This window comes from Pseudomonas sp. NPDC086278 (genome assembly GCF_050280905.1).
GTDB lineage: Bacteria > Pseudomonadota > Gammaproteobacteria > Pseudomonadales > Pseudomonadaceae > Aquipseudomonas.
The window spans coordinates 60,055-82,797 of the sequence record NZ_JBNNWE010000010.1 but is presented as its reverse complement, the minus strand read 5'-3'; the positions used below and the strand labels follow the sequence as shown (position 1 = coordinate 82,797).

The following is a 22,743-nucleotide window of genomic DNA, read 5'->3' as shown; positions in this document are numbered from 1 at the left end:
GTTTGCTGGTCGCGTTGAGAGTTTCCAATCAATGTTTTTCCCATGGCCGCGAGTACGGGCCATTTAGCAGGAGTTACAACATGGCTACCGACGGTTCAGTTGCCCCGAAAGAGCGCGTCAATATTGTCTACAAGCCTTCGACTGGAGATGCTCAGGAGCAGGTCGAACTGCCGCTGAAGCAATTGGTCCTTGGCGATTTTACCTTGCGTGAAGATGACACCCCGGTTGAAGACATCAAGCCGATCCGCGTTGACAAAGACAACTTCAACGATGTGCTCAAAGGCCAAAACCTGAGCTTGCAACTGGCCGTGCCCAACCGACTGGCCGAGAACGCTCCGGCGGACGAACAACTACCAGTCAGCCTCAAGTTCCAGTCGATCCGCGATTTCGAACCAGACGCCATCGTGGAGCAGGTTCCCGAGCTGCAACAGCTGATCGCATTGCGCGACTCACTCAAGGCGCTGAAAGGTCCTCTGGGTAACCTTCCCGAATTTCGCAAGCAACTGCAGGCCCTGATGAACGATGCCGGTGCCCGTGAGCGCCTGCTCGGTGAACTTGGCGTTGAGGACAAGGAGTAATCTATGAGCGAAGAAAAAGACCAGGTCCAGGCAGCGCCCGGCCAGACTGTCGAAAGCGTTTCCTTGTTGGATCAACTGGTTGAGGCGACTCGGGTCAAGCCCGGCGATGAAGCCTACGCCGTAACCCGCCAAGGCCTCGAAGCCTTCGTTGCCGAGCTGTTGGAGCCGGCGCGTCAGTCCGAGAAGGTCAGTGCCGCGCTGATCGACGACATGATCGCTTCGCTTGACGCCAAGCTGTGTCGGCAGGTCGACGCCATCGTGCACAACGAAAACTTTCAGAAGCTGGAATCGTCCTGGCGCTCGCTGAAGTTCCTCGTGGATCGCACCGATTTCCGCGAAAACAACAAGCTGGAAATCCTCAACGTCTCCAAAGAAAAACTGTTGGAAGATTTCGAAGACGCTCCGGAGATTACCCGTTCGGGCCTGTACAAAGCGGTGTACACCGCGGAATTCGGGCAGTTCGGCGGGCAGCCTTTCGGCTCGATCATCGGTAACTACTCGTTCAATCCCGGTCAGCAGGACATCAAGTTGCTGCAATCGGTGGCTGCGATTTCAGCGATGTCGCACACCCCGTTCATCGCCGCCGCCGGGCCGCAGTTTTTCGGTGTGGACAGCTTCGCCGATCTGCCGAATCTGAAGGATTTGCAGGCCGTTTTCGAAGGCCCTCAGTTCACCAAGTGGAATGCCTTCCGCGAATCCGAAGATGCGCGTTTCGTAGGTCTGACGCTGCCGCATTTCCTCCTGCGTACGCCGTATGGCGAGGAAACCGTCCCAGCCAAATCGTTCCGCTACAACGAGAATGTCAGCGGCGGCAATAAAGACTTCCTGTGGGGCAATGCCGCGTTCGCATTCGCCAGTCGCCTGTCCGACAGCTTTGCTCAGTATCGCTGGTGCGCCAACGTTATCGGTCCGCAGGGCGGTGGTACGGTCAGTGATCTGCCGATCTACAACTACGAAGCGATGGGCGAAACGCAAACCAAGATCCCGACTGAAGTACTGATCTCGGAACGTCGCGAATTCGAGCTGGCCGAGCAGGGTTTCATTGCGCTGACCATGCGCAAAAACACTGACAACGCTGCCTTCTTCTCTGCCAACTCTTGCCAGAAACCGAAGTATTTCGGCAATGACAAGGAAGGCAAGGAAGCCGAGCTCAACTACAAGTTGGGTACGCAGCTGCCTTACATTTTTGTCGTGAGCCGTCTGGCGCATTACATCAAGGTGATTCAGCGCGAAAACATCGGCACCTGGAAAGAGCGCGGCGATCTTGAATCCGAACTCAACACCTGGATCCGCCAATACGTTGCCGACATGGACAACCCGGCCGCCGGTGTGCGCAGTCGTCGTCCGCTGCGACAGGCCGAAATCAGTGTCAACGATGTTGACGGCGATCCAGGCTGGTACCGCGTTGGCTTGAAGGTTCGCCCGCACTTCAAGTACATGGGCGCCTCCTTCACGCTGTCTCTGGTTGGCAAGCTCGACAAGAGCTGACAGACGAGGGTCCTGAATCATTGAAGCTGACACTTCAATGATTCAGGTCTTCACCCGAGGGCGATCACTCTGGTGTCCCCTTAACATGAACCTACTGCACACCAACCGTGCCGCGAGTCAGCGTTTTACGGTCGAAATTTGAAGTCATCTAGGGAGTTTCACGTTATGCCAATGCCATGCTATCTCAGTATCGAAGGCCAGAATCAGGGCAAAATCGAAGGTTCGAGCACTGTCGCCGGCCATGAGGGAATGATCCTCGTCCAGGCTGTCGAGCATCTGGTCGACATTCCGAAAAACCCGCAAACCGGCCTGCCTGCTGGCAAGCGTGTACACCAGGGCATGACCCTGACCAAGGAAATCGACAAGTCTTCGCCCAAGCTGTTCCAGGCGCTGACCTCGGGCGAGCAACTGAAGAGCGTGACCCTTGAGTTCTATCGCATCTCGCCAAAAGGCACCGAAGAGAAGTACTACACCATCGTCCTGACCAATGCGGTGCTCGTCTCCTCCCGTACCTGGGTGCCGAACGTGCTCAATCCTGAATTCAAGCAACTGGGCCACATGGAAGATATCGGTCTGACCTACGAGAAGATCGTCTGGACCTGGGTACCGGATGGTATCGAGGCCGAAGATTCCTGGCTGGCACCGAAAGCGTAAATCTGCACCGATATGGCCGCCCTGGTTCAGGGCGGCTTCAAGCGTTCGAACAAGCGAGAATCCGTTGAAAGAAAAAAGATTGCTGGAACGCATCGTCAGCCTGCAAGGCGAGGTCGGGCGCTCGCGTCTGACTCAGTCCGAAGCGCTGATCCAGTCGATCCGTGAGCACTTGCAACGCATCCTCAACACACGCCAAGGCAGCGTCCCTATCGACGCTGATTTCGGCGTTCCCGACTTTACCAATCTGGCCGGTTCGTTTGCGACCGGCGAGACAACGCAGATCATCGACAGCATGACGCGGATGATTGCGCGCTATGAGCCGCGATTGAAGTCACCGCGCATCCAGGTCGCTGAAGGCGCTCAGGAAGTGTTGTCATTGAGCTTTACGCTCGATGGCCTGGTATCGATTGACGACCGGGACATTCCCATTCACCTGGCGACCCGGGTTTCTTCCGATGGCCGCGTCTCACTGGCGATGCAATAACCCATGCTCAACAGCCATTACCAGAGTGAACTCAACCACCTTCGTCGCCTTGCAGACGAATTCGCCCGCAAGAATCCGGCTCTGGCGCCTTTGCTCGGCGTGGATTCAGCGAGCGATCCGGATGTTGAACGCCTGCTGGAAGGGGTCGCGTTTCTGACGGGGATGGTCCGCCAGCGACTTGATGACGAGTTTCCGGAATTCATCCAGGAACTCGCTCAACTGCTGTACCCCCATTACTTGCAGCCATTGCCGTGCATGACGCTGCTGCAGTTCGAACCGCGCTCAGCGCTGCAGGATTCGCAACTGATCGACGCTGGCTGTGAAGTCGCCTCCGTCCCGGTGGACGGCCAGCGTGTGAAATTCCGCTCGACCTTCGCCGTCAGGCTCGACCCGCTGCAAATGATGGATGCGCGCTGGGAAGGCGGCATCGCCCAAGAGCGCAGCCTGGTGCTGGATTTCGCCTTCACCACGGCGACTCCGGACAGTTGGAATGAGGACTCGTTGCGCTTCTATCTGGGCGATGGCCTGGCCGACGCCGGAAAGCTTCTGCGTCTGTTGCAGCTCAATCTGCGCGAGGTCCGCATCAGCGCGCCGGGCCAGCCAGTGACGATTCTGCCTTCGAAGTCGCTCAGGCCGACAGGTTTTGATCCTGACTCGGTGCTGCTGCCGTTCCCGAATAACGCGCATCCGGCTTATCGGTGCATACAGGAATACTTTGCCCTGCCGGAAAAGTTTCTGTTTGTCGAACTGTCAGGCCTTAAAAAGTGGCAACAGCGCGGCACGGGTGGCCGCTTCACGATCCGCTTCATGTTCGACAACTTGCCCGAGTGGACGCCTGGAGTGACTGCCAACAGCTTTTTGCTGGGCGTGTCGCCGGTGGTCAATCTGTTCGAGCAGGATGCGCATCCGTTGCGTATCGATCACAAACAACCGGACTACCGAATCCAGCCAGCCAATCACGGGCAGCGCCAGAATCTGCGTATCCACTCGGTACTGAGCGTCACCGGATATACCCCTGGCGGTGGCGAGAAGCGGCTGCAGCCATTCAATACCTTTTCGCAGCGCGACATGTACAACCTGCGAATTCGCGCGTCGAGCGTCGATGCCTTTGGCTTTGATCATTACCTGAGCCTGCCCTACAGCGAAGGACAGGCGCTGACAGACATGACTCTGTCCATCGATCTGCTGTGCACAAACGGGCAGTTGCCCGAGAGCCTGAGGCTCGGTGACCTGGATCAGCCAACCGACAATACGCCGGCGCGGGTCGCCTTCAAGAACATCCGCGGGATCACCGCCTGTCAGCCGCCGAAATTCGACGACAAGTTGCTCTGGCGCATGCTGTCGCACCTGAACGCCAACCACTTCCGGCTCGCGGATCGCGACTATCTGCGCGGCTTGCTTGCTCTCTACCTGCCCAGCCTGGGCGAAGGTGCAATGGACGCCAACCAGCGTCGTATCGATGCGATCGAGAAAGTCACCACGACCCAGGAGCGCCGCTTCATCCGCGGCCTTCCGATGGAAGGCACTCTGGTGCGCGTGGACTGCCGTGGCGATCACTTCCTGAGCCCTGGCAATTTTTATCTGTTTGGTTGCGTGCTCGATGAGTTTTTTGCCGGATGCACGGCGATCAACACGTTCACCGCTTTCACGCTTTTCGACACCGTCAATCACGAGACCTTGAAATGGCCAGCGAAGATCGGGCACCAGCGCCTGCTGTAGTCGACCCCTTGCTGGGGAACGGCCGCGACTACGCTTTTTTCCAGGCACTGCGGCTGTTGCGACTCAGGTTTCCCAGCGAGAAAGCCTTTGCCGAGAACGTTCGGATCCGGCCACGTCTCGGGTTGGGGTTTCCTCAGCGCGACATCGAAAACATCGTGCACGACGATGACGGTCGTTATCGCGTAGAGGCGAACTTCTTCGGCTTGTATGGCGTGACTTCGCCATTGCCGACGTTTTACACCGAAGAGCTGATCGACGAGCAACTGCAAGGACATTCCGCGGGACGCGATTTTCTCGACATCCTGCACGCATCGTTGTATCCGCTGCTGTTCCGCGCCTGGGAAAAGCACCGGGTCTGGATGGGTATTTGCGAGCGCCGGGACCTCACCGGCATGCGGCACCTGCAAGCGCTGATCGGTGTCTGCGATGCACCAGCCACAGAGCGACGCAATGCACTGGGCGTGCTCCGCTTCGCCGGTCTGTTCAACCAATACCCGCGCTCTGCGCTGGGCTTGCAGCAATTGGTGCGCGGCGTGCTGGAAGACGATCAGGTCGAGGTGATCCCCTGCGTGGAGACGCGACTGCGCATCGACCGTTCGGCGCGAACCTATCTGGGCGTGCAGTGCGGTGTGTTGGGAGAGGACAGCCTGTTGGGCCGCGAGGTCACGGACCGCAGCACCACGTTGGACATCCGCATTGGCCCGCTTGGCGCGTTGCGTTTTCATCTGCTATTGCCCGGGACCGCGCTGTTTCAGCGGATCGAGGGTCTGGTGAAACTGTATTTGCAAACACCCGTACGGTGCCGGCTGGTGACCCGGTTGGCTCCGGATGAACAGCGGTGCGCGACCCTGGGCAATGGCTGGCAACAGCTGGGCCTGGACACTTGGCTGGGCGAAGGCGCAGCGCAAGACGACGTTGTATTTAGCTTGAGCCATTGATACCGCCCGAAGAACGAAGAGAGGAAACGCTAATGATCCAGGTTGAACTCAAACCGCTGTTCGCGCGGCTCAATCCTTACAGCACCAAGACGCTGGAAAATGCCGCGGGCCTGACCCTGGCACGCAATCACTATGAGATTTCCATCGAGCACATGCTTCGCCAGATGCTCGACGATGTTAACGCTGACCTGGTGCGCATCCTGCAACACTTCGAGATCGATCCGTTGCGCCTGATGGCGCAGTTGGACGACGCCCTGGCGCAGCTGAAAAACGGCAACCCCGGGCGGCCGGTATTCGCCAGCCTTTTGACCGAGTGGATTCAGGATTCGTGGCTGATTGCCTCCTTGGTGCTCGGTGGTTCGAAGATCCGTGGCGGCGCGCTATTGCTGGCGCTGATCAGTCGCTTGGGCTACTACACCGCGGGCACCCGGTATGGCGATTCGTTGAAGGCCATCTCCAAGGAAAAACTGACAGCCGAGTTCAGTTCGATCATCGCGGGATCCAGCGAAGGTGCGACGGACACCCTGCAAGCTGGCAGCGCCCCGGCGACCGGCGGTGGTCTGGGTAAAGCCGCGCAAGCAGCGGAAGACAACATCTCGCGCTTTTGCGAAGACCTCACGGCGAAGGCGGTGGCAGGGCGCATCGACCCGATCTTCGGCCGAGACGATGAAATTCGTCAAATGATCGACATCCTCGCCCGTCGGCGCAAAAACAATCCCATCGCAGTGGGTGAACCTGGCGTCGGCAAGTCTGCCGTGGTCGAAGGGCTCGCCCTGGCGATCAGCCGTGGCGAAGTACCTGAGTTCCTGTTGGGCACCCGGTTGCTCAGCCTGGACCTCGGGCTTCTCGAGGCGGGGGCAAGCGTCAAGGGTGAGTTTGAAAACCGTCTGCGCGGTGTGATTGACGAGATCAAGGCGTCGACCACCCCGGTGATTCTGTTCATCGATGAAGCGCACATGCTGATCGGCGCTGGTGGTGCGGCTGGCGGATCGGATGCCGCCAACCTTCTCAAGCCCGCGCTGGCCCGCGGTGAACTGCGTACCATCGCCGCGACCACCTGGTCGGAATACAAGAAGTATTTCGAGAAAGACCCGGCGCTCGCCCGACGCTTCCAACTGGTCAAGCTCGACGAGCCTGATGTCAACACCGCTGTGTTGATCCTGCGGGGCTTGAAAGGCCATTACGAGAAAGTCCACGGCGTCAGCGTGCGTGACGACGCCATCGTCGCGGCAGCGCAATTGTCCGATCGCTACATCACCGGTCGCCTGCTGCCCGACAAGGCTGTGGACCTGTTGGACACCGCCAGTGCCCGGGTGCGCATCGGCCTGGGCATCAAGCCTGCGGAGCTGGAGCGCATGGAGCGACGCCTGGCGGGCCTGGCGCGCGAGTTCGACGCCCTGGAGCGTGACCGTGCCGAAGGTTTCCCGGTGGACGCCGAGCGTCTCGCCACGATTGAGAGCGAACAAGCCGATATCGAAAGCCAGCGTAGCCAACTGCATGAGCGTTGGGAGGCCGAGCGCACCGCGGCGTTGCGCGTGCTCGATGCGCGTAAGCAAATGGCATTGAAGGAGGAGGGTGAGGCCGTAGAGGGCGCCGAGCCGCTCGCGCCGTTGTCCGTGCGCCAGGCAGAACTGGACTCGGCGCGCGAAGCGCTGGCGCAGTTGCAGGGCGATGCGCCGTTGCTCTTCACCGAGGTCAACCCGGATGCGATCGCCAAGGTCGTCTCGGACTGGACCGGTGTGCCGCTGGGTAAAGTCCTGCGTGACGCAGCGAGCGGGGTGATGGCGCTGGCCGAGAACATCCGTACCCGCATCCGGGGTCAGGATCAGGCCGTGCATCAGGTCGCGGAAATTCTCAAGGCCGCACAGTCCGGGCTGCGTGATCCGCAGCAGCCGTTGGGCGTGTTCCTGCTGGTCGGTCCGTCAGGCGTGGGCAAAACCGAAACAGCGCTGACGGTGGCCGAGCACTTGTTTGGCGGGGAACAGGCCCTGACCGCGGTGAACATGAGTGAGTACCAGGAGAAGCACACGGTCAGTCGTCTGGTCGGCTCGCCGGCCGGTTACGTCGGCTACGGCGAAGGCGGGGTGCTGACCGAAGCGGTGCGCAGAAGGCCTTACTCGGTGGTGCTGCTGGATGAAGTCGAGAAGGCTCACCTGGACGTGGTGAACATTTTCTATCAGGTGTTCGACAAGGGCAGCCTGTCCGACGGCGAAGGGCGGCAGATCGACTTCACCAACACCGTGGTGTTCCTGACCAGCAACCTGGCCACCGACGAGATCCAGGCGTTGTGCGCCAATGGACGTCCGGATCCTGACGTGTTGGCCGAGAAGATTCGTCCGATTCTGTCGAAGCACTTCAAGCCGGCACTGTTGGCACGGATGACCATCGTCCCGTATTTCACGCTGCCGGCAGAACAGCTGGCGGGTATTGTGCGGCTGAAGCTGTCGAGGCTGAGCGAGCGTCTGATGGCCTCCTCGAAAGTCAGGCTGACTTTCGAGGAACAGGTCGCCGATGCCATTGCCGCGCGTTGCACCGAAGTCGAAAGCGGGGCGCGCAACATCGATTTCATCTTGCGCAAGAGCCTCACGCCGCGCCTCTCCGACGTGCTGCTGGGCGCCGTCGCCGATCAGCGTGTGCTGAGCGAATTGCGCGTCAGTGTCGATGCTGGCAATGACTGGATCATCGAGGCCGTCGAGGCCAATCAAATAAGGTCTACACCCGAGAGCGAGGCAGCAGGGCAAGCCCTAGAGTAGGGCTGCAGCTATCCCGGCGTCCCCTCGACCAATCGCTTGGGGGGCCGGGATCACTTGATGTGTTTTTTCTGTTTCGCGAAGAGGATTGACCGATGGCTTTGATCGACCAGCCGCTCTGTAGCTTCAGCAGCACGGCCTTGCCGATGGAACCGGTGTTGGTGCTGGAATGGCATGGCGAGGAAGCGGTTTCTCGTCTGTACCGGTTCGAGATACGTCTCGCGTCGAAAAACCCGTTGTTCGACGACGAAAGCCTGCTGGGCAACCCCGCGACACTGAGCCTGACCGATGCGGCAGGCTTGGCACATTCGTATCACGGCCTGGTCACCGAGGTCGAACAGCTGGACGGTGATGGCGAATACTTTTATTTCCGTGTGGTGCTGGAACCCCGCGTGGCGCGCTTGAAACAGTTCCGCTTTTCGGAAATCTGGCTCGACAAGAGTCTGCCGGACCTGATTCGTGACGTGTTGAGCGACACCGATCTGGTGCGTGAAGGTCCGGGAACCAGTGGTGCCGAGGCCGGTGATTACGACTTCGACATCCGCCTGGCCAGCGGCGACCTGGCGTTGAATGAATCCAGCTTCACCTGCCAGTTTGGCGAAACCAGCTTCGATTTTCTTTCCCGTCTGCTCGAGTACTACGGCGTTTATTACTTCTTCGAACAGCAGGGTGACCATGAAGCCCTGGTGTTCTGCGGGGATCGCCGCTTTCAAGCGCAGAGCGAGACCCTGCTCAGCTATCGACCGATCGACACCGCGCTGGATGTGGAGCAAGGCGTGCCATTCGCGCGCACTTTCAAGCGACGCCTGGCCAGCCAGCCGAAACAAATGGTGCTGCAGGATTTTTCCGCAACCAATGCCCAACTGACTTTGCAAACCATGGCCTCTGTGGCCAGCGCCAGCCTGCCGACGGATGCAAGTGCCGATGCGTTGGCGCAGGCCGACGGCTCGCCCGCGTTCTTTGGCGACATGGGCGTGTATGGCGAACACTTCGGTTCGATCGACGAAGGTCAGGCGCTGGCGACCTTGCGCGCTCAGGCGCTGGGCTGTCGTCACCGTGAATTCCATGGCGCCGGACGCGCAGCGAGCGTGCGTGCGGGGCAAGTCATACGCATGATCGGCCACCCGCGCATCAGCCTGAACGATGCCTACTACGTCATCGAGGTCCAGCACGACGGCAGCCAGCCGCTGCCAGGGCTGGGACAGGATCAGGCCGGCACCGCCGGCGACACCAACACGCGTTTTGTCGCATTGCCGGCGCAGGTTCAATACCGTCCGCTTATCAGCACGCCCAAGCCGAACGTACAGGGGCTGATGACTGCAATCATCGACGGCGATGACGACAGTGATCGTCCGCTGTTGAACGAAAATGGCTGCTACAAGGTCACGTTCCCGTTCGTGCGCAGCGACAAGCCCGATACTCGCGGTTCCGCCTGGTTGCGTCTGGCGACCATGTCCAGCGGTTCCAATCACGGCATGCATTTCCCGTTGCTCAAGGGCACGGAAGTCCTGGTGTCTTTTCTGGGAGGCGATCCGGATCGACCGATCATCACCGGCGCTGTTCCGAACTCCGAAAATCCGAATATGGTCAATTCCAGTAACGCGACTCACAGCGGCCTGGCGACCCCGGGCGGGCATTACCTGGCCATGGAAGACGATGCTCGCGGTCCTCTGATGACCATGGGTGCGCCGGGTGGCGATACGTCATTCACGATGGGTAACGGGCAGGTCACCGGGGCACATTTGCAGACGGCGGCGCACATGCAGCTGTCTTCTTCGTCGCTCTATCACGAGGTTCCGGGCATCTTCTCGAGCAAGGTGGGCTCGGGTGATCCGGACAGCTTTGTTCATTCAGACTCGAACTCTGGCGCCAACCCGCAAATGTTGGGCTCGCCGCTCAAACCACCTGCGCCTCCCGCGGACGATCCAGACGGGTCTGCTGCGCAACAAGCCGTCGATCAAGGGCAAAACTCTCGGATCACAGCACTGGAGCCCACGTGGAACTATGTCAATCAGAAGTGGAAGCTGCCTGGCAACACGAAGGCTGGCAACTGGGTGTCCAAGAATTTCAATCTGGGTGCAAAGATCGATTACAACCAGACCCGCACATTCAAGATCGATTTGGCCAGCGCTTTTCTTCAAGCATCTGCCAGTCTCGGGGCGGGCAAGTTGGAGCTCGGAGTGCAGGGGATTTCCTCGAGCGTAAAAATGTCGGGTCCCGCTTGGGATCTGAAGATCAACGCGAAGAACTATGGATACAGCAACTTCAAGAAAGACGTTTCGCCCGAGGAGTTGATCAAGACGTTGAGTCAACGTGTCGATACTGGTTTTGCGGATTTGAGGACCGAAATGCGCGCCATACAGACCGGTATTTATGATCTCAAAGCGACGGCGTCTTGCTCGCTCCAGGTGGGTGACGCGACGATTACGGTTCTTCCCGAAAGTGTCACGATCTACGCGCCCGAGCCGATTGTTCTCATGGGCGGCGCCATTGTCATGGGCGATCTGGTGGTAAACGGACAAGTCGTTGCGGCATCGGTGAGCGCAGATGCGACTGTCACCGCCCTGGGTGAAGTGAAGGGCGCTACTGTCAGCTGTGGAGTGCTGACGGCAACCGAGGCTAATTTGACCGAGCCCTATGTGCCTCCAATGCTCAATACATTGCTGATGGAAAGCATTGAGGTGGTTGCGGGGATCAAATCCCTCGAAATAGCAATGGACGGCGTCAAGGCTGGCCTCAAAGAGGTGAATGACGTGATTCAAGCGCCACTGGAAGAGTCGGGCCCGATGAGCGATGACTACATGGCCATGTTTGTCTAAGAGGTTTGATTTTGCGCATTCAGTCTGATGCTGCCAGCCTGGTGTTACTGGCCAGGAACAAGAAAGCCGACAGTCCCACGCTGGTGGTTACGGTCGGGTTGCTCTATGGCAACGACCACGCCATCGTCGAGATGGCCGTCGCACAGCCGTGGCTGCTGGAGCGATTCGGCGATGAGTCGCTCGATCGTGGGTTGAAGAAGACCCGGGGTGGTTTTGCGATACAGGGCAGCGCGTTCCCGCTGACGGATGGCCAGGCGATGGGCATGGCGGTTCGGGCCAATATGGGCCCGTGCAGCAAGACGCTGCATGTTCATCCGCCGCGCCGCTGGGAGAAAACTCTGGTCGGTTACCGGGCCGTGGTGACCGGTCCGCTGGAGCCTCTGCCGGTGACTGCGGCGAATGCGTTCGGCGGCAAGGGCTACGGCAGCAATCCGCAAGGCATGGGTCACGTTTGCGACGGTCAGGACTATGACGGCGTGCCGCTGCCCGCCATTGAAACGCAGACACAAGGCAGCACCGAGCCGGGCCGTGTATCCGATTGGGCAGGGCTCATGCCGCTGGCTACCCAATCGGATCTGCGTCGCCGCTACCTGGGCACGCTGGACGAGCAATGGAAGCGGCAGCGTGCGCCGTTTCTGCCGCTGGACACCGATCCTCGCTGGTTCGATGAAGTGGCTCAGGATCAGTGCATCGATAGCTACTGGCAGGGCACCGAGCAGTGGGCGGTTGCCGGTATGCACCCCCGGCAAGTCGAAGTCAGCGGTCGGTTGCCGGGTTTCCGGCCGCGCCTTTTCGTCGAACGCAAGGACCGCAGTGAGCGGCCCATTTCCGAAACCCCGCTGGATCTGGACACCGTGTGGCTGTTCCCCGATGCCGAGCGGGTACTGCTGCTGTACCGCGCTGAATTGCCCGTCATCGATCTCGACGCAGAAGACATCGCGGCGCTGGGCATCGGCTGCGAAACAGCGGCCGAAGGCGTTCGCTCACAAGATGAATGGGTCGCCCGTTTGTGGCCCAAACCGCCAGTAACACCGCAGCCCGTCCAGGCACCACCACCCCAGCCCGACCCGATGCCCGCCATGCTGGCAACGATGCAGGCGGCGCTGGACGCGCGTTACAAGGCTTTTGCCGAGACGCAAAAACAAGTCGTTGAGTCGGCCTCGGCGGTCGCTAGCCGTTTTGGCCAAAAGGTCGATGCCTCCCTTATCGAACGCCAGACGCCGGACCTTGCCGCAGCTGTCGCCGCGGCCGCCAAGGCAGGGCCCCGGCCCGCGTTCGATGCCGCTGCGCTGAGGGCCAACATCGAGCTGGAAATCGCCCAGGCAAAAGCGGCCGGGCAAGCTCACGCCGAGCGCACCGCGAAAACCCATGGGATCGATCTGCAGCAGGCCCAGGCGCGCAGTGACGCTGCCGTTCAATCGAAGTCGATCCCCTCTGTGACGGGGATGATCTCCAAACTTGACCTGCCCGCCGCACAAAAAGCGCAAGTGATGGCTCAGTTTAAGGCGGGTATGGCGCAGATTCAGGCCACCGAGTCCGCGGTCAGCAGCCGGGTTGGCAAGGTGTTGGCAACGCTGGCCGCCATGCAGCCGAAAATGCCTTCGGTGAAGTTATCGGCGCCTTCGATTGGCTGGACACGGCCGTTGCTCGAAGAGCGCCACGCCGCTGGCGACGCGTTGAGCAATGAACGCTTCGTCGATCTGGACCTGTCCGGCATCGACCTCACCGGCGGCGTCATGCAGAAATGCGTGTTCGAACGTTGCAACTTGGCGCATGCGCGTTTGACCGATTCAGTGCTGAGCGAATGCCGCTTCCACGACTGCGACCTGAGCGCCGCCGACCTGCAAAAAGCCGCGTTGAACAAGGCATTCGTCCAGCGTTGCCGCCTTGATGGAGTCAACGCCAAAGCCGCCGATCTGAGCAATATCCAGATGTTGGAAAGCCACTGCGCCGGCGCGGACTTTTCCGGGGCGCAAATGACCAAGGCCCATTTCGTTGATTGCGACTTTTCCAAGGCGATATTCAGTGGCGCGCAAATGCCACTCGCAGTGTTGCAGCGCTGTGAACTGAATCACGTCGACATGAGCCATGCACGGCTGGCCAAATCGCAGTTCGACGCCTGCACATTGAATGACGCTCGCCTGCCTGCCGCGCAGTTGCCAGGGGCGTCTTGGTCGAGAGTTGAAGGTGAGGGCGTTGATCTGACTGGCTGCACGCTTTGCGATTGGCGCCTGGATCAGGATTGCCGCCTGCCGGGTGCCCGCCTCGACGGCGCCGATCTGAGCAACGCCAGCTTGCAAGGTGCAGTACTGACCGGCGCCAGCCTGCGCAATGCCACTCTGGACAGGGCATTGGTCAGTCGTTGCGACCTCAGTGAATCTGACGGTTACCGGCTGACCGCAGTGGGTACCGATTTCACCGGCAGCAACCTCAGTCGGGCGAAATGGCCGGGCGCCAACCTGATGGAATCGCGCCTGCGCAAGGTGTGCCTGGAGCAGACCGACCTACGTGCCAGCAATCTGTTCAGCGCCAGTACCGAAGGGGTTACGGGGCGCGGGACGGTGCTGACGGACACCTTGCTGAACCGTTGCCGTCTGCAGGAGGACCTGGCCCGTGTCTGATCTCATTTCTGCCGAACAACTGCGCAGCCTTATTGCCAAGAGGCAACCGCTGCGCGATCTGCTGCTGAGTGGCGGCGATTATCGCGGCATCGACCTGAGCCACTGCCGCTTCGAACGCGTGGACGCCAGGGGCGCGTGTTTCGATGATGCGCGGCTTGGCAACACGGTGTGGGACGCTTGCCGGCTGGAGGGCGCCAGCTTCGCCCGGGCGTCGGCCATCGGCATGAAGCTCAGCGACTGCGCGCTGGACCGGACGAGCTTCGTCGGCAGCCAATTCAATTCCGGGCATTGGCTGCGCTGTGCGGGCGATACGCTGGACTTCACGGGCGCGCGCATCCAGGCCGTGTCGATGGTGCAAACCCGGCTTCGCGCGCCCCGGCTGGCCAACGCCACGCTCGCGCAATGCCAGTGGAGCGACTGCTCGCTGGAGGACCTGGATGGATCGAGTGCTCACTGGCAAGAGATGCGGCTCACCGGTTGTCAGTTGGCCAGCGCGCGTTTGTTGCGCGCCACGCTGGAGCAGTGCGCGTTCGACGAGTCGACGCTGACCGACGCCGATTTCAGCGGTGCCACCGCGATTTCGATTTCTCTCTATCGCTGCAAGGCCCAGCGCCTGAACTGCACCGACGCTCGACTGGACAAGGGGATCTTCAGCGAGGCGCTACTGAGCGACGCCCAATTCAGTGGCGCGCGGTTGGAAATGGCCAACTTCAGCGGCGCGGATCTTTCCCGTGCGCGCTTCAACGGCGCGGTCCTTGAATACGCGCTGCTGCGCAAAACCAATGCCGGCCAGGCGACGTTCAACAGCGCCCGTTTGCTGGGCGCCGATTTTCACGCCGCGCAGCTCGAGGGCTGCGACTGGAGTAACGCCAATCATGACCAGATCCGGCCCCAGGACGAAGACCGTCTTGCGGCCGAACGCTGGCAAGCGACGGTATAGGAGCAACGACATGAATGAAGCCTTGCAAGTGCTCGACAGTGCGGCCCTGCTTCGACACGTACGAATCAACGCGGTGGACGGCGATCGTTTTGGCGTGGTCAGCGCCGAGGGTTATCGCTACTGGTTACGGCCCGCGCTGGGTTGCCTGCTGCAACCGGCAGTGGGCGATACGGTGCTGGTTTCGCTGACGGGGCAGGAGGGATACATCCTCAGCGTGCTGGAACGCAGCCAGCCACAAGCCGCGCAGATATCTGTGCCGGGTGACCTGCGCCTGAGTCTGGCTCAGGGCGCCTTGAGCCTGGAAACCCGTGATGGCCTGACGCTTGATGCCGGTACGATCCTTGCTGTCCAATCGCGGCGCACCGTGGCGCATCTGGGCGACGCACAGATCGGCGTCGACACCTTGGGCGTGATCGGCGAGAAGGTCGAAAGTCACTGGGTCGAGCGCCACGAGAGCGCGGTGTACCACAGCGAACAGGCGGTGAGGCACAATGCCGAGTACGGCGACGCGCGACGGGTAGTCGAAGGGCACGAAACCCTGAGCGCCCGTTCGGTGCATCAGTACGTGGAAAAAGACTGGAGTCTGCAGGGCGAGACCCTGGATCTGTTCGCTGAGGTCACCGTGGCGGTGCGCAGCGATCGCATCAAACTGGGTTAAGGGGAAGGATTATGTTCATGCTCACCAATGGCGGCGCGATGGCCACCTCCACCGTTCCGGATATCTGCCAGACGCCGTCGCCGGCCGGCCCGATTCCAATGCCCTATCCGAACATCGCTGAAACCAGCATGGCCGATCCCGGGGGACTGGTCCCGCAGGTCATAGTCGCGGGTATGCCGGCCATGAACCTGATGAGCAAAGTTACGCTCAGTAACGGCGATCAGGCCGGTGCTACCGGTGGTGTCGTCAGCGCCAAGATCATGGGCGAGATGGCGTTCGCCATGGGCAGTGTGATGGTGATGGTCGGCGGCAAGCCCGCCGTGCGGCTCACCTCGCTGACTACCCATAACGGCTCGCCCGAGAACACTATCGGCATGGTCTGCGCGCCTTGCCAGACCGTGGTGATGGTACTCGAATGAACACACGATTCCTTGCGTTGCTGGTGCTCGTCGCTTTCCTGGCGGGCTGTTCCAGCCAGGAACCGACGCCGCAACAGACTGCGTTGACCAACATGAAGTGGAGCTATGCGGAGAATGCTGTGCAGTTGAACCTCACTGCCAGCAATGACCTCAACCAATATGATGGTCAGGCGCATAACCTGTTGGTCGTGGTGGTTCAATTCGATCAGCCCAATGCGTTCGCCAACTACACCGGCAGTTCTCAGCAGTTGAGTACGTTGCTGCTCTCGGACAGCGCGCCACCGGGGCTGATCGGTCTGACTCGGCTGTTCGTTGAGCCGGGTGAGAGCAAGACCATCAACATCCCGCGGCTTGAAGGCGCGAAAATGGTCGGCGTTGCCGCCGGCTACGCACACCTCGATCCTGCTCGTAGCGCCAAGCTGTACCAGATTGGCGTTGACGTCACCTCGACCGGTTTTTTCAGCAAGACCTGGACGGCCCAGCCTCAGCCGATAGCGATTGATCTGTTATTGGGTGCCGATGCCCTGCTGCGAGGCAAGGACAGCAAACTGTCCATTCCTGCGCCCACCCAACCCAAGGCAGGCGAGTTGAACCTGCCCGGAGCGCAACCGTGAAATCGTGCTGCGTTGCGGCCCGTTTCCGCGCTCCTTTTATCCGTCCCTTTTTTCGATGGCGTGCTTTATGAACATCAACCAACCGCTGTATTGGCATCAAGGGTTGTTTCTGCAGCCACAGCATTTTCAGCTCAATGACGCGTGCATCGAGAACCGGCTGGCCCGCACCACCGAACTCATCCAGCCGTACCCGTGGGGCTTGATTTCATTGAAGGTAAACGAGTCGGCCCTGACGGCGCGGCAATGCCTGCTCGATCAGGTGTCCGTGAGGTTCCCGGAGGGCACGCTGGCCGAGTTTCCAGGTAACGCAGTCGTGGAGTCGCGCAACCTCAATCCGGGCGAATTCTCCGGCGGAGCGCGCACACTTTACGTCGGCCTGCGCCGCATGTTGCCGGGTGACGCCAACGCACAGGTTTTCGAATCGCTTTCAGAAGGCACCACCGCTCAGGCGCGATTCGCCGTCGCTGCCGATCCCGACGTGGTAGCCGATCGCTTCGGTGACTCGGCCGAAGCCAGGGTTCGAGGCATGTCATACATCCTGCGTCTGTTCTGGGATGACGAGCTCGAACACCTGAGCACGTATGAGCTGCTTCCTGTTGCGCGTTTCGAGCAGGATGGCGATCGCATTCGCTTGGTGACGCGTTATGTCCCGCCCTGCGTCAACCTGGCCGCTTCGCCAATGCTGATGCAAACGTTGCGCGAGATTCGCGACGAATTGGTCGGACGAGCACGGCAACTCGCCGTCTTCAAGCAACCCGGCCAGGGCCACCGCGGGGATCTGGACGCGACCCAAGTCAACTATCTGATGGCGCTGGCCGTCCTCAATCGTAATGGCCCGTTGCTGACGCACCTTCTGGAGACGCCTCAGGTATCGCCATGGCAGCTGTATGGCGTACTTCGCCAGTTGATCGGTGAACTCAGTCTGTTTTCCGACCGCTGCGACATGCTGGGGGAAACCCCTGACGGCCGCTCACTGGTCTTGGCTTATCGTCACGAAGAGGCCGGTGCAAGCGTGGCCGGCATGGCGGTGCTGATCGGCCAGCAGCTCAATGAAATCAGCGTGGGCTCCGAGCTGTTGGTGCGCCTGACCCGGGCGGACGGGTTATTTCGCGCTGCGCTGCCTGAAGGATTTTTCGGGCCGCGTCATCGTTATTACCTTATCGCGCGCAGTGAGTGCGACCCGGTCTGGCTTTCCGAAAGCCTGCCACGGGACGGCAAGCTGGGTGCGCCTGCTGTCATGCATGACCTGATCAGTCGGGCGCTTCCGGGGGTCGAGCTGATTTATCTTCAGGTTCCGCCCCAAGGGCTGCCGAGGCTTGCGAACGCGCTGTATTTCCGCCTCGAAACGCTCAGCGACGGTTGGGAAAACTTGCAGCAGGATCGTGAGGCGGCGCTGTTTCTGCCACAGATTCCTGATGACCTGTTGATTGAACTGGTGGTGGTACGCGCATGACTCCAACACGTCTCGCTGATTGCTGGATGCCGGTATTCGACGCGGCCAAGCACGGATTCGCTGACACCACACAGACCCACGCGTCGTTGTCCACGGCACTGATGGGGCTTGTGGACGGTGCTGTTGCGCGCGCCCGAAACTTTCAATTTGCCGAAGCTGAAATCCGTGAGGCGCAATTCGCCGTGGTCGCATGGATCGATGAAACGGCCATGTCCGGGCAATGGGCGGGCGCGATGCAATGGCGCACGGCATTACTGCAAAACCATTACTTTTCAACCAGCCGCGCGGGCGTCGAGTTCTTTCAGCGGCTGGAAGCATTGCCAGAATCGGCGGTGGGCGCGCGTGAGGTCTATGGCCTGGCGCTGCTGGCCGGGTTTCAAGGACGTTTTGCGACCAGGCCGGTAGGCGAGCTTTCGCTCTACCGGCAAAAGTGCATTGAGCGCATCGCGCTGGATAACAGAATGACCGGGCTGGATTCGACCACGCCGTTGTTTACCCAACCCACCGAAATTGTTCCGCGCGCCGCTAAAACCATTCGCCGGGGGTTGCCTGGCGTGGCCCTCGTCATGCTGATCGGTATTCCTCTGGTCATCCTCTGCGTGCTCTACGTCACGTTTGACCAGTCGCTGTCGCAGCAAGTCAATCAGCTGCTGGAGGTCCGTTGATGCGCAAGGCATGGACCGTGTTGTTGTGGATCGCGACGCTGGTGACCCTGGCGTTGTTGTGCTGGGGTGTGACGCTATACCGGGGCTGGCCGTTCTGGTACGCCGTGGCGGGATTCTTCGCGATTGTGACGGGCTCGCTGCTGCTGCGTTGGGTTTATCGCCGCTGGTATGCCTGGCGTCTGCGGGCGCGGATGCAGCGCGAATTGCCCAAACACCGTGAAGAGGCTCCGGTCATCGATGAGGCATGGACGGCGGGCATTCGTCTCTTGCGCAAGTCGCGATTGGGCAAGCTGGGCTCACCGCTGTATGTGTTGCCCTGGTTTGTGATGCTGGGCGAGCAAAGCAGCGGCAAGAGTACGTTGATGGCGCGCTGCGGCCTGACCTCTGCATTTCGCACGATCAGCCCGCGTAGCCGGATGGCGCCGACCGACTCACTGGACTGGTGGTTCCTGGATCGCGGCGTGGTGATCGATCCCTCCGGCCGCTTGACCACCGCCCAGGGGGATGTCGAGTGGCGGCGATTGCTGTACTGGCTGTTGCGCTCCCGACGCCGCGAGCCGTTGAACGGCGTGATGCTTGTCATCAATGTTGAAAAACTGCTCCAGGATTCCGTCGAAAGCCTTGCAGAGCAGGGGCAGCGCCTGCGCAGCCGGATCGATGACCTGGTCAAGGTGTTCGGGGCCCGGCTACCGGTTTATTTCATTCTCACCGCGGCCGAGACGCTGCCGGGCTTCAGCGCCTGGGCGTCGGCGTTGAGTGACGAGCAACGCGAACAGCCTTTCGGTCTGTTGTCGCGCGCCAGAAATACCGGCGCCGAGGGCTTTCTTGACGACGTTTTCACAGGGATCGGCCAGCGTCTGTTCGAACTGCGCTTCACCCTGGGGCAGCAAGTGGGCACCGACGATGCGGCATTCAGCTTGCCCGAGCGAATCGCTGAATTGCGGCCGCGACTGGCAGCCATGCTGATGCCGGCGTTTGACGCCAACCCCTACAGTGAGCCGCCTCTGCTGTGCGGATTGTTCCTGACCGGTGAGACGCAGACCGCAGGCGTGCGCACGGGATGGTTCAGCCACGATCTGTTTGATCAACTTCTGCCTGAGCAACGTCACGCCTACGAGCCGCTGGACAATTGGAGTCGTTGGCGACGGCTTGCGGGACATCTGGCGGTCATTCTCTGGTTGGGCCTTTGCCTCGCGGCGGGGGCTCTTCTCGTTTACGCCGATCGGCACACCCAGCGGGTATTGACCGAGGCGCTCAAAGAGCCGCCTGCCGCCGAGGACTTTGCCGGTGGCCTGGACAGCGACCTGGACGCCTTGCGGCGTTTTCGGCAATCCCTGGAAAGCTTTTCGGCGAACGAGCAGGGCGGTTATCGCGAGTATCTGCCGTTTGCCCGGCACATCGATGACGTGCAGGCGCACTACCGCAGTGACTACGTTCGCTTGTTCAACAGTGAGGTTCGCACGCCGGTATTCGATGGGGTGGTTTCGCAAAACCTGGCGAGTGCGCTCAGTGGTGACGATCCACGCCTGATCGCGGCCTACGCTGCACTTCTGGTCCGGCGCATCAACCTGCTCGACGCGCGATTGAACGACAAGCCGATGGATGATCTGCCGTTGCCGGGCAGTGAACTCAGCGTGCTGTATGAGAAATACGGTCCATCCCTGTCCATCAGCGCTGCGCAAATGGCGACCATCGGCACCAGCTACCGCGCTTACCTCGCCTGGCAGACGGACCTCGCTCAACTGATCAACCAGCGACAAACGCTGCTGGTCCAGCTCGACAGCATGGGGCTTGAACAACGGTCGCAGGAATGGTTGACCGCCTGGGCGGAACAGCAGGGCAACCTGCCGCCGGTGCGATTGAGCGAGTACTGGGTGGATCCTGATCACCCCGATGTGATGATTTCGGGGGCTTACACCATCCAGGGTTCCGAGGCGATTCTGGCCTTCATGGATGAACTGGGACGAGCCAGCCGCGACCAGGCGTTATGGTCAACCCAGCGCGATCGTTTCCTGGCCAAGTACCGTAGTGACACGCAGGATGCCTGGTATCAGTTCATCCAGCGTTTTGTGTTGAGTGCACAAACCCGTCTGGGCAGCCGCGCCGAATGGCAGGAAACCCTCAATGTGGTTGGCACAGACAACGATCCGTTTCTCAGGCTGTTGCATCGCAGCGCCGAACGGCTTGCCAAGATTCCTGTCGATCAGCGCGAGCCGTGGGCGGAGCGTGCAGTAGAGATTGATCGTCTGATAAAGCTCGCCAGTAACGAAGACGTGCATACCGAAGGCGGCGCGCTGTCCAGTCTGAAAGTCACCAACGCCATGGGCGGCGATGTACTCAAGCGGATCACCAATGGCGCATCGGTTTCCAATGGCATCACGCAGATGCAGGACGAATTGAGCCGGGCACATGCGTTTGCACAATTTCAACAGGTGACCAAAGGCGTCGTTTCCGACCTGCAGAAAAGCGATGCCCAGGCCTTTCAAGTGGCCCTCGATACATGGGGGTTCGGCAGCGATCCGGCGGTCAAGCAGTCTGCGCTGTGGTCGGCGCGGGATCTGCGCGACAACCTGGTCAAGTCCATGAAGGGCAGCGACGCGCGGGAGGACGTCATCTGGGCGCTGGCAACGGGGGCCGTGGATTTCAGCGTCAACTATGCGGCTGAGGTCGCGGCTTGCCAGTTGCAAAGGGACTGGAGTGGGCAGCTGTTGAGCGCGGTGCAGGGGGTTCAGGATCCGCAGGTGCTCAATGACTTGCTGTATGGCGAGAAAGGCCAGTTACCCGCCTTTTTGAATGGCTCGGTGAAAACCTTCATTCAGCGCGACAGTCAGCGCTTTTCGGGCCGCGAGGCGTTGGGCGTCGAGGTGCCTCTGACGGGGGCGTTCTACGGCTACATCAGTCGTATGCAGCATGCGCAGAACGATCTGGCCGGCGCGCGCAGACAGAGTCAGGCCCAGCAAGCGACCGAACTGCAGAGCAAGCAGGCACTGACGATCGAGCAGAAAACCTTGCAGGCCAGCCAGGCGGACCTGCAGCAGAAAATGACGAAGTTGATGGCAACGGCTGCGGTCGTCGACCTCACGGCCACGCCTTCACAAGTCAATCTCAGCGCTCGCCAGTTGCCCCGGCAGACCCGTCTTACCCTGCAATGCAACGGACGATCTACGGTGCTGGACAATTACAACTTCCCTACCAGCGCCACGTTTGCCTGGGCGCCGGGATCCTGTGCCGATGTCACGCTCGAGGTCTCCTTCGCCGATTTCAAACTGGTCAGGCACTGGACAGGCGATCACGGATTCGTTGATTTCCTGCGTATGTTCAAAGGCGGGCAGCACGCTTTCACGCCGGATGACTTCCCCGGCCAGAGAGATTTGATGGGCAGCGAAAACCTGCAGTCGATTCTGCTGACCTATCGTCAGCAGGGCGAACAGGCGCTGATGGCCAACTACAGCGCCGTTGACCAGCTTCAGGGCCAACTGACCACCATCACCGACCGTCTCAAGGCAATCGATGATCAACTCAACACCATGGATACGCAGGCCGCGGCGTTGAGCGTCAGCCTTGCGACACAGGGTTCTCCTGTGCAGCAAGGCCTGGCGGTGTTCCAACCGCCGCAGCAGATAGCCTGGTGCTGGACACCCAGACCCGTTGATACGGTGCTCACGGCCGGAGAGACCAAACGCATCGAAGTCGGGATCTTCGACAACGAGATCCGCCTGAAGGCGGTGGAGCGTCAGTTGCAGGTGCTGGGGTATCAATCGAGCCGGGAGCCGGTGCGCACGCAGACGGGGTCGACGCTGCAAAAACTCATGGTGGTGGGTTTGCCGGACAGCCTGTCGGTTCAGCGCGCCATTCGCGAGATATCGCGCAAGCTGGGGATTGCCGCCAAACCGGACGATGTACCGGCTGATACACGGGCCGATCTGAAGTGATCGGCCGGTGG

The 22,743-nt window shown here is 60.5% G+C and carries 16 protein-coding genes; all 16 read left to right on the top strand.

Annotated elements, in window-relative coordinates:
- Positions 1-80 precede the first annotated feature (80 nt).
- The 16 genes from tssB (at position 81) to ACQKP4_RS05210 (ending at position 22,732) form a co-directional block, all read left to right on the top strand.
- Positions 81-578: a type VI secretion system contractile sheath small subunit gene (tssB, locus tag ACQKP4_RS05285; RefSeq protein ID WP_427631088.1), complete on the top strand. Its 498-nt coding sequence runs from the start codon at positions 81-83 to the stop codon at positions 576-578.
- 3 nt (positions 579-581) lie between these two features.
- Positions 582-2,066, top strand: coding sequence for a type VI secretion system contractile sheath large subunit (gene tssC / locus ACQKP4_RS05280; protein WP_427631087.1), 1,485 nt, complete (start codon positions 582-584; stop codon positions 2,064-2,066).
- 165 nt (positions 2,067-2,231) lie between these two features.
- Positions 2,232-2,720, top strand: a complete 489-nt coding sequence (locus tag ACQKP4_RS05275) for an Hcp family type VI secretion system effector (RefSeq protein WP_427631085.1) — start codon at positions 2,232-2,234, stop codon at positions 2,718-2,720.
- Between the two features lie 64 nt (positions 2,721-2,784).
- Complete coding sequence (gene tssE, locus ACQKP4_RS05270) at positions 2,785-3,204, top strand: type VI secretion system baseplate subunit TssE (protein ID WP_427631083.1); 420 nt, start codon at positions 2,785-2,787, stop codon at positions 3,202-3,204.
- 3 nt (positions 3,205-3,207) lie between these two features.
- The gene (gene tssF, locus ACQKP4_RS05265) at positions 3,208-4,923 is read left to right on the top strand and encodes a type VI secretion system baseplate subunit TssF (protein WP_427631081.1); all 1,716 of its coding nucleotides are present in this window, start codon (positions 3,208-3,210) and stop codon (positions 4,921-4,923) included.
- The gene (gene tssG / locus ACQKP4_RS05260) at positions 4,887-5,861 is read left to right on the top strand and encodes a type VI secretion system baseplate subunit TssG (protein WP_427631079.1); all 975 of its coding nucleotides are present in this window, start codon (positions 4,887-4,889) and stop codon (positions 5,859-5,861) included. Before tssF ends, tssG begins: the two co-directional genes overlap by 37 nt.
- 32 nt (positions 5,862-5,893) lie before the next feature.
- Positions 5,894-8,614 (top strand): type VI secretion system ATPase TssH, encoded by a 2,721-nt coding sequence (gene tssH, locus ACQKP4_RS05255; protein WP_427631078.1) that lies wholly within the window; start codon positions 5,894-5,896, stop codon positions 8,612-8,614.
- 92 nt (positions 8,615-8,706) lie between these two features.
- Positions 8,707-11,430 carry a type VI secretion system Vgr family protein gene (locus ACQKP4_RS05250; protein WP_427631076.1) on the top strand — a complete coding sequence of 908 codons (2,724 nt, stop codon included), beginning with the start codon at positions 8,707-8,709 and terminating at the stop codon, positions 11,428-11,430.
- Between the two features lie 11 nt (positions 11,431-11,441).
- Positions 11,442-14,051, top strand: a complete 2,610-nt coding sequence (locus tag ACQKP4_RS05245; protein ID WP_427631074.1) for a DUF2169 family type VI secretion system accessory protein — start codon at positions 11,442-11,444, stop codon at positions 14,049-14,051.
- Positions 14,044-14,991 carry a pentapeptide repeat-containing protein gene (locus ACQKP4_RS05240; RefSeq protein ID WP_427631072.1) on the top strand — a complete coding sequence of 316 codons (948 nt, stop codon included), beginning with the start codon at positions 14,044-14,046 and terminating at the stop codon, positions 14,989-14,991. The genes ACQKP4_RS05245 and ACQKP4_RS05240 overlap by 8 nt, the downstream gene beginning before the upstream one ends.
- 10 nt (positions 14,992-15,001) lie before the next feature.
- On the top strand, positions 15,002-15,649 hold the full coding sequence (locus ACQKP4_RS05235; RefSeq protein WP_427631070.1) for a DUF3540 domain-containing protein: 648 nt from the start codon (positions 15,002-15,004) through the stop codon (positions 15,647-15,649).
- Positions 15,650-15,687: 38 nt separating this feature from the next.
- Complete coding sequence (locus ACQKP4_RS05230) at positions 15,688-16,068, top strand: DUF4150 domain-containing protein (RefSeq protein WP_427631068.1); 381 nt, start codon at positions 15,688-15,690, stop codon at positions 16,066-16,068.
- Entirely contained in the window at positions 16,065-16,682 is a 618-nt protein-coding gene (gene tssJ / locus ACQKP4_RS05225; protein WP_427631066.1) for a type VI secretion system lipoprotein TssJ, read from the top strand. Before ACQKP4_RS05230 ends, tssJ begins: the two co-directional genes overlap by 4 nt.
- 67 nt (positions 16,683-16,749) lie before the next feature.
- The gene (tssK, locus tag ACQKP4_RS05220; protein WP_427631064.1) at positions 16,750-18,135 is read left to right on the top strand and encodes a type VI secretion system baseplate subunit TssK; all 1,386 of its coding nucleotides are present in this window, start codon (positions 16,750-16,752) and stop codon (positions 18,133-18,135) included.
- On the top strand, positions 18,132-18,800 hold the full coding sequence (locus tag ACQKP4_RS05215; protein ID WP_427631062.1) for a DotU family type IV/VI secretion system protein: 669 nt from the start codon (positions 18,132-18,134) through the stop codon (positions 18,798-18,800). The genes tssK and ACQKP4_RS05215 overlap by 4 nt, the downstream gene beginning before the upstream one ends.
- Positions 18,800-22,732, top strand: a complete 3,933-nt coding sequence (locus tag ACQKP4_RS05210) for a type VI secretion protein IcmF/TssM N-terminal domain-containing protein (protein ID WP_427631060.1) — start codon at positions 18,800-18,802, stop codon at positions 22,730-22,732. The genes ACQKP4_RS05215 and ACQKP4_RS05210 overlap by 1 nt, the downstream gene beginning before the upstream one ends.
- Positions 22,733-22,743: the final 11 nt, after the last annotated feature.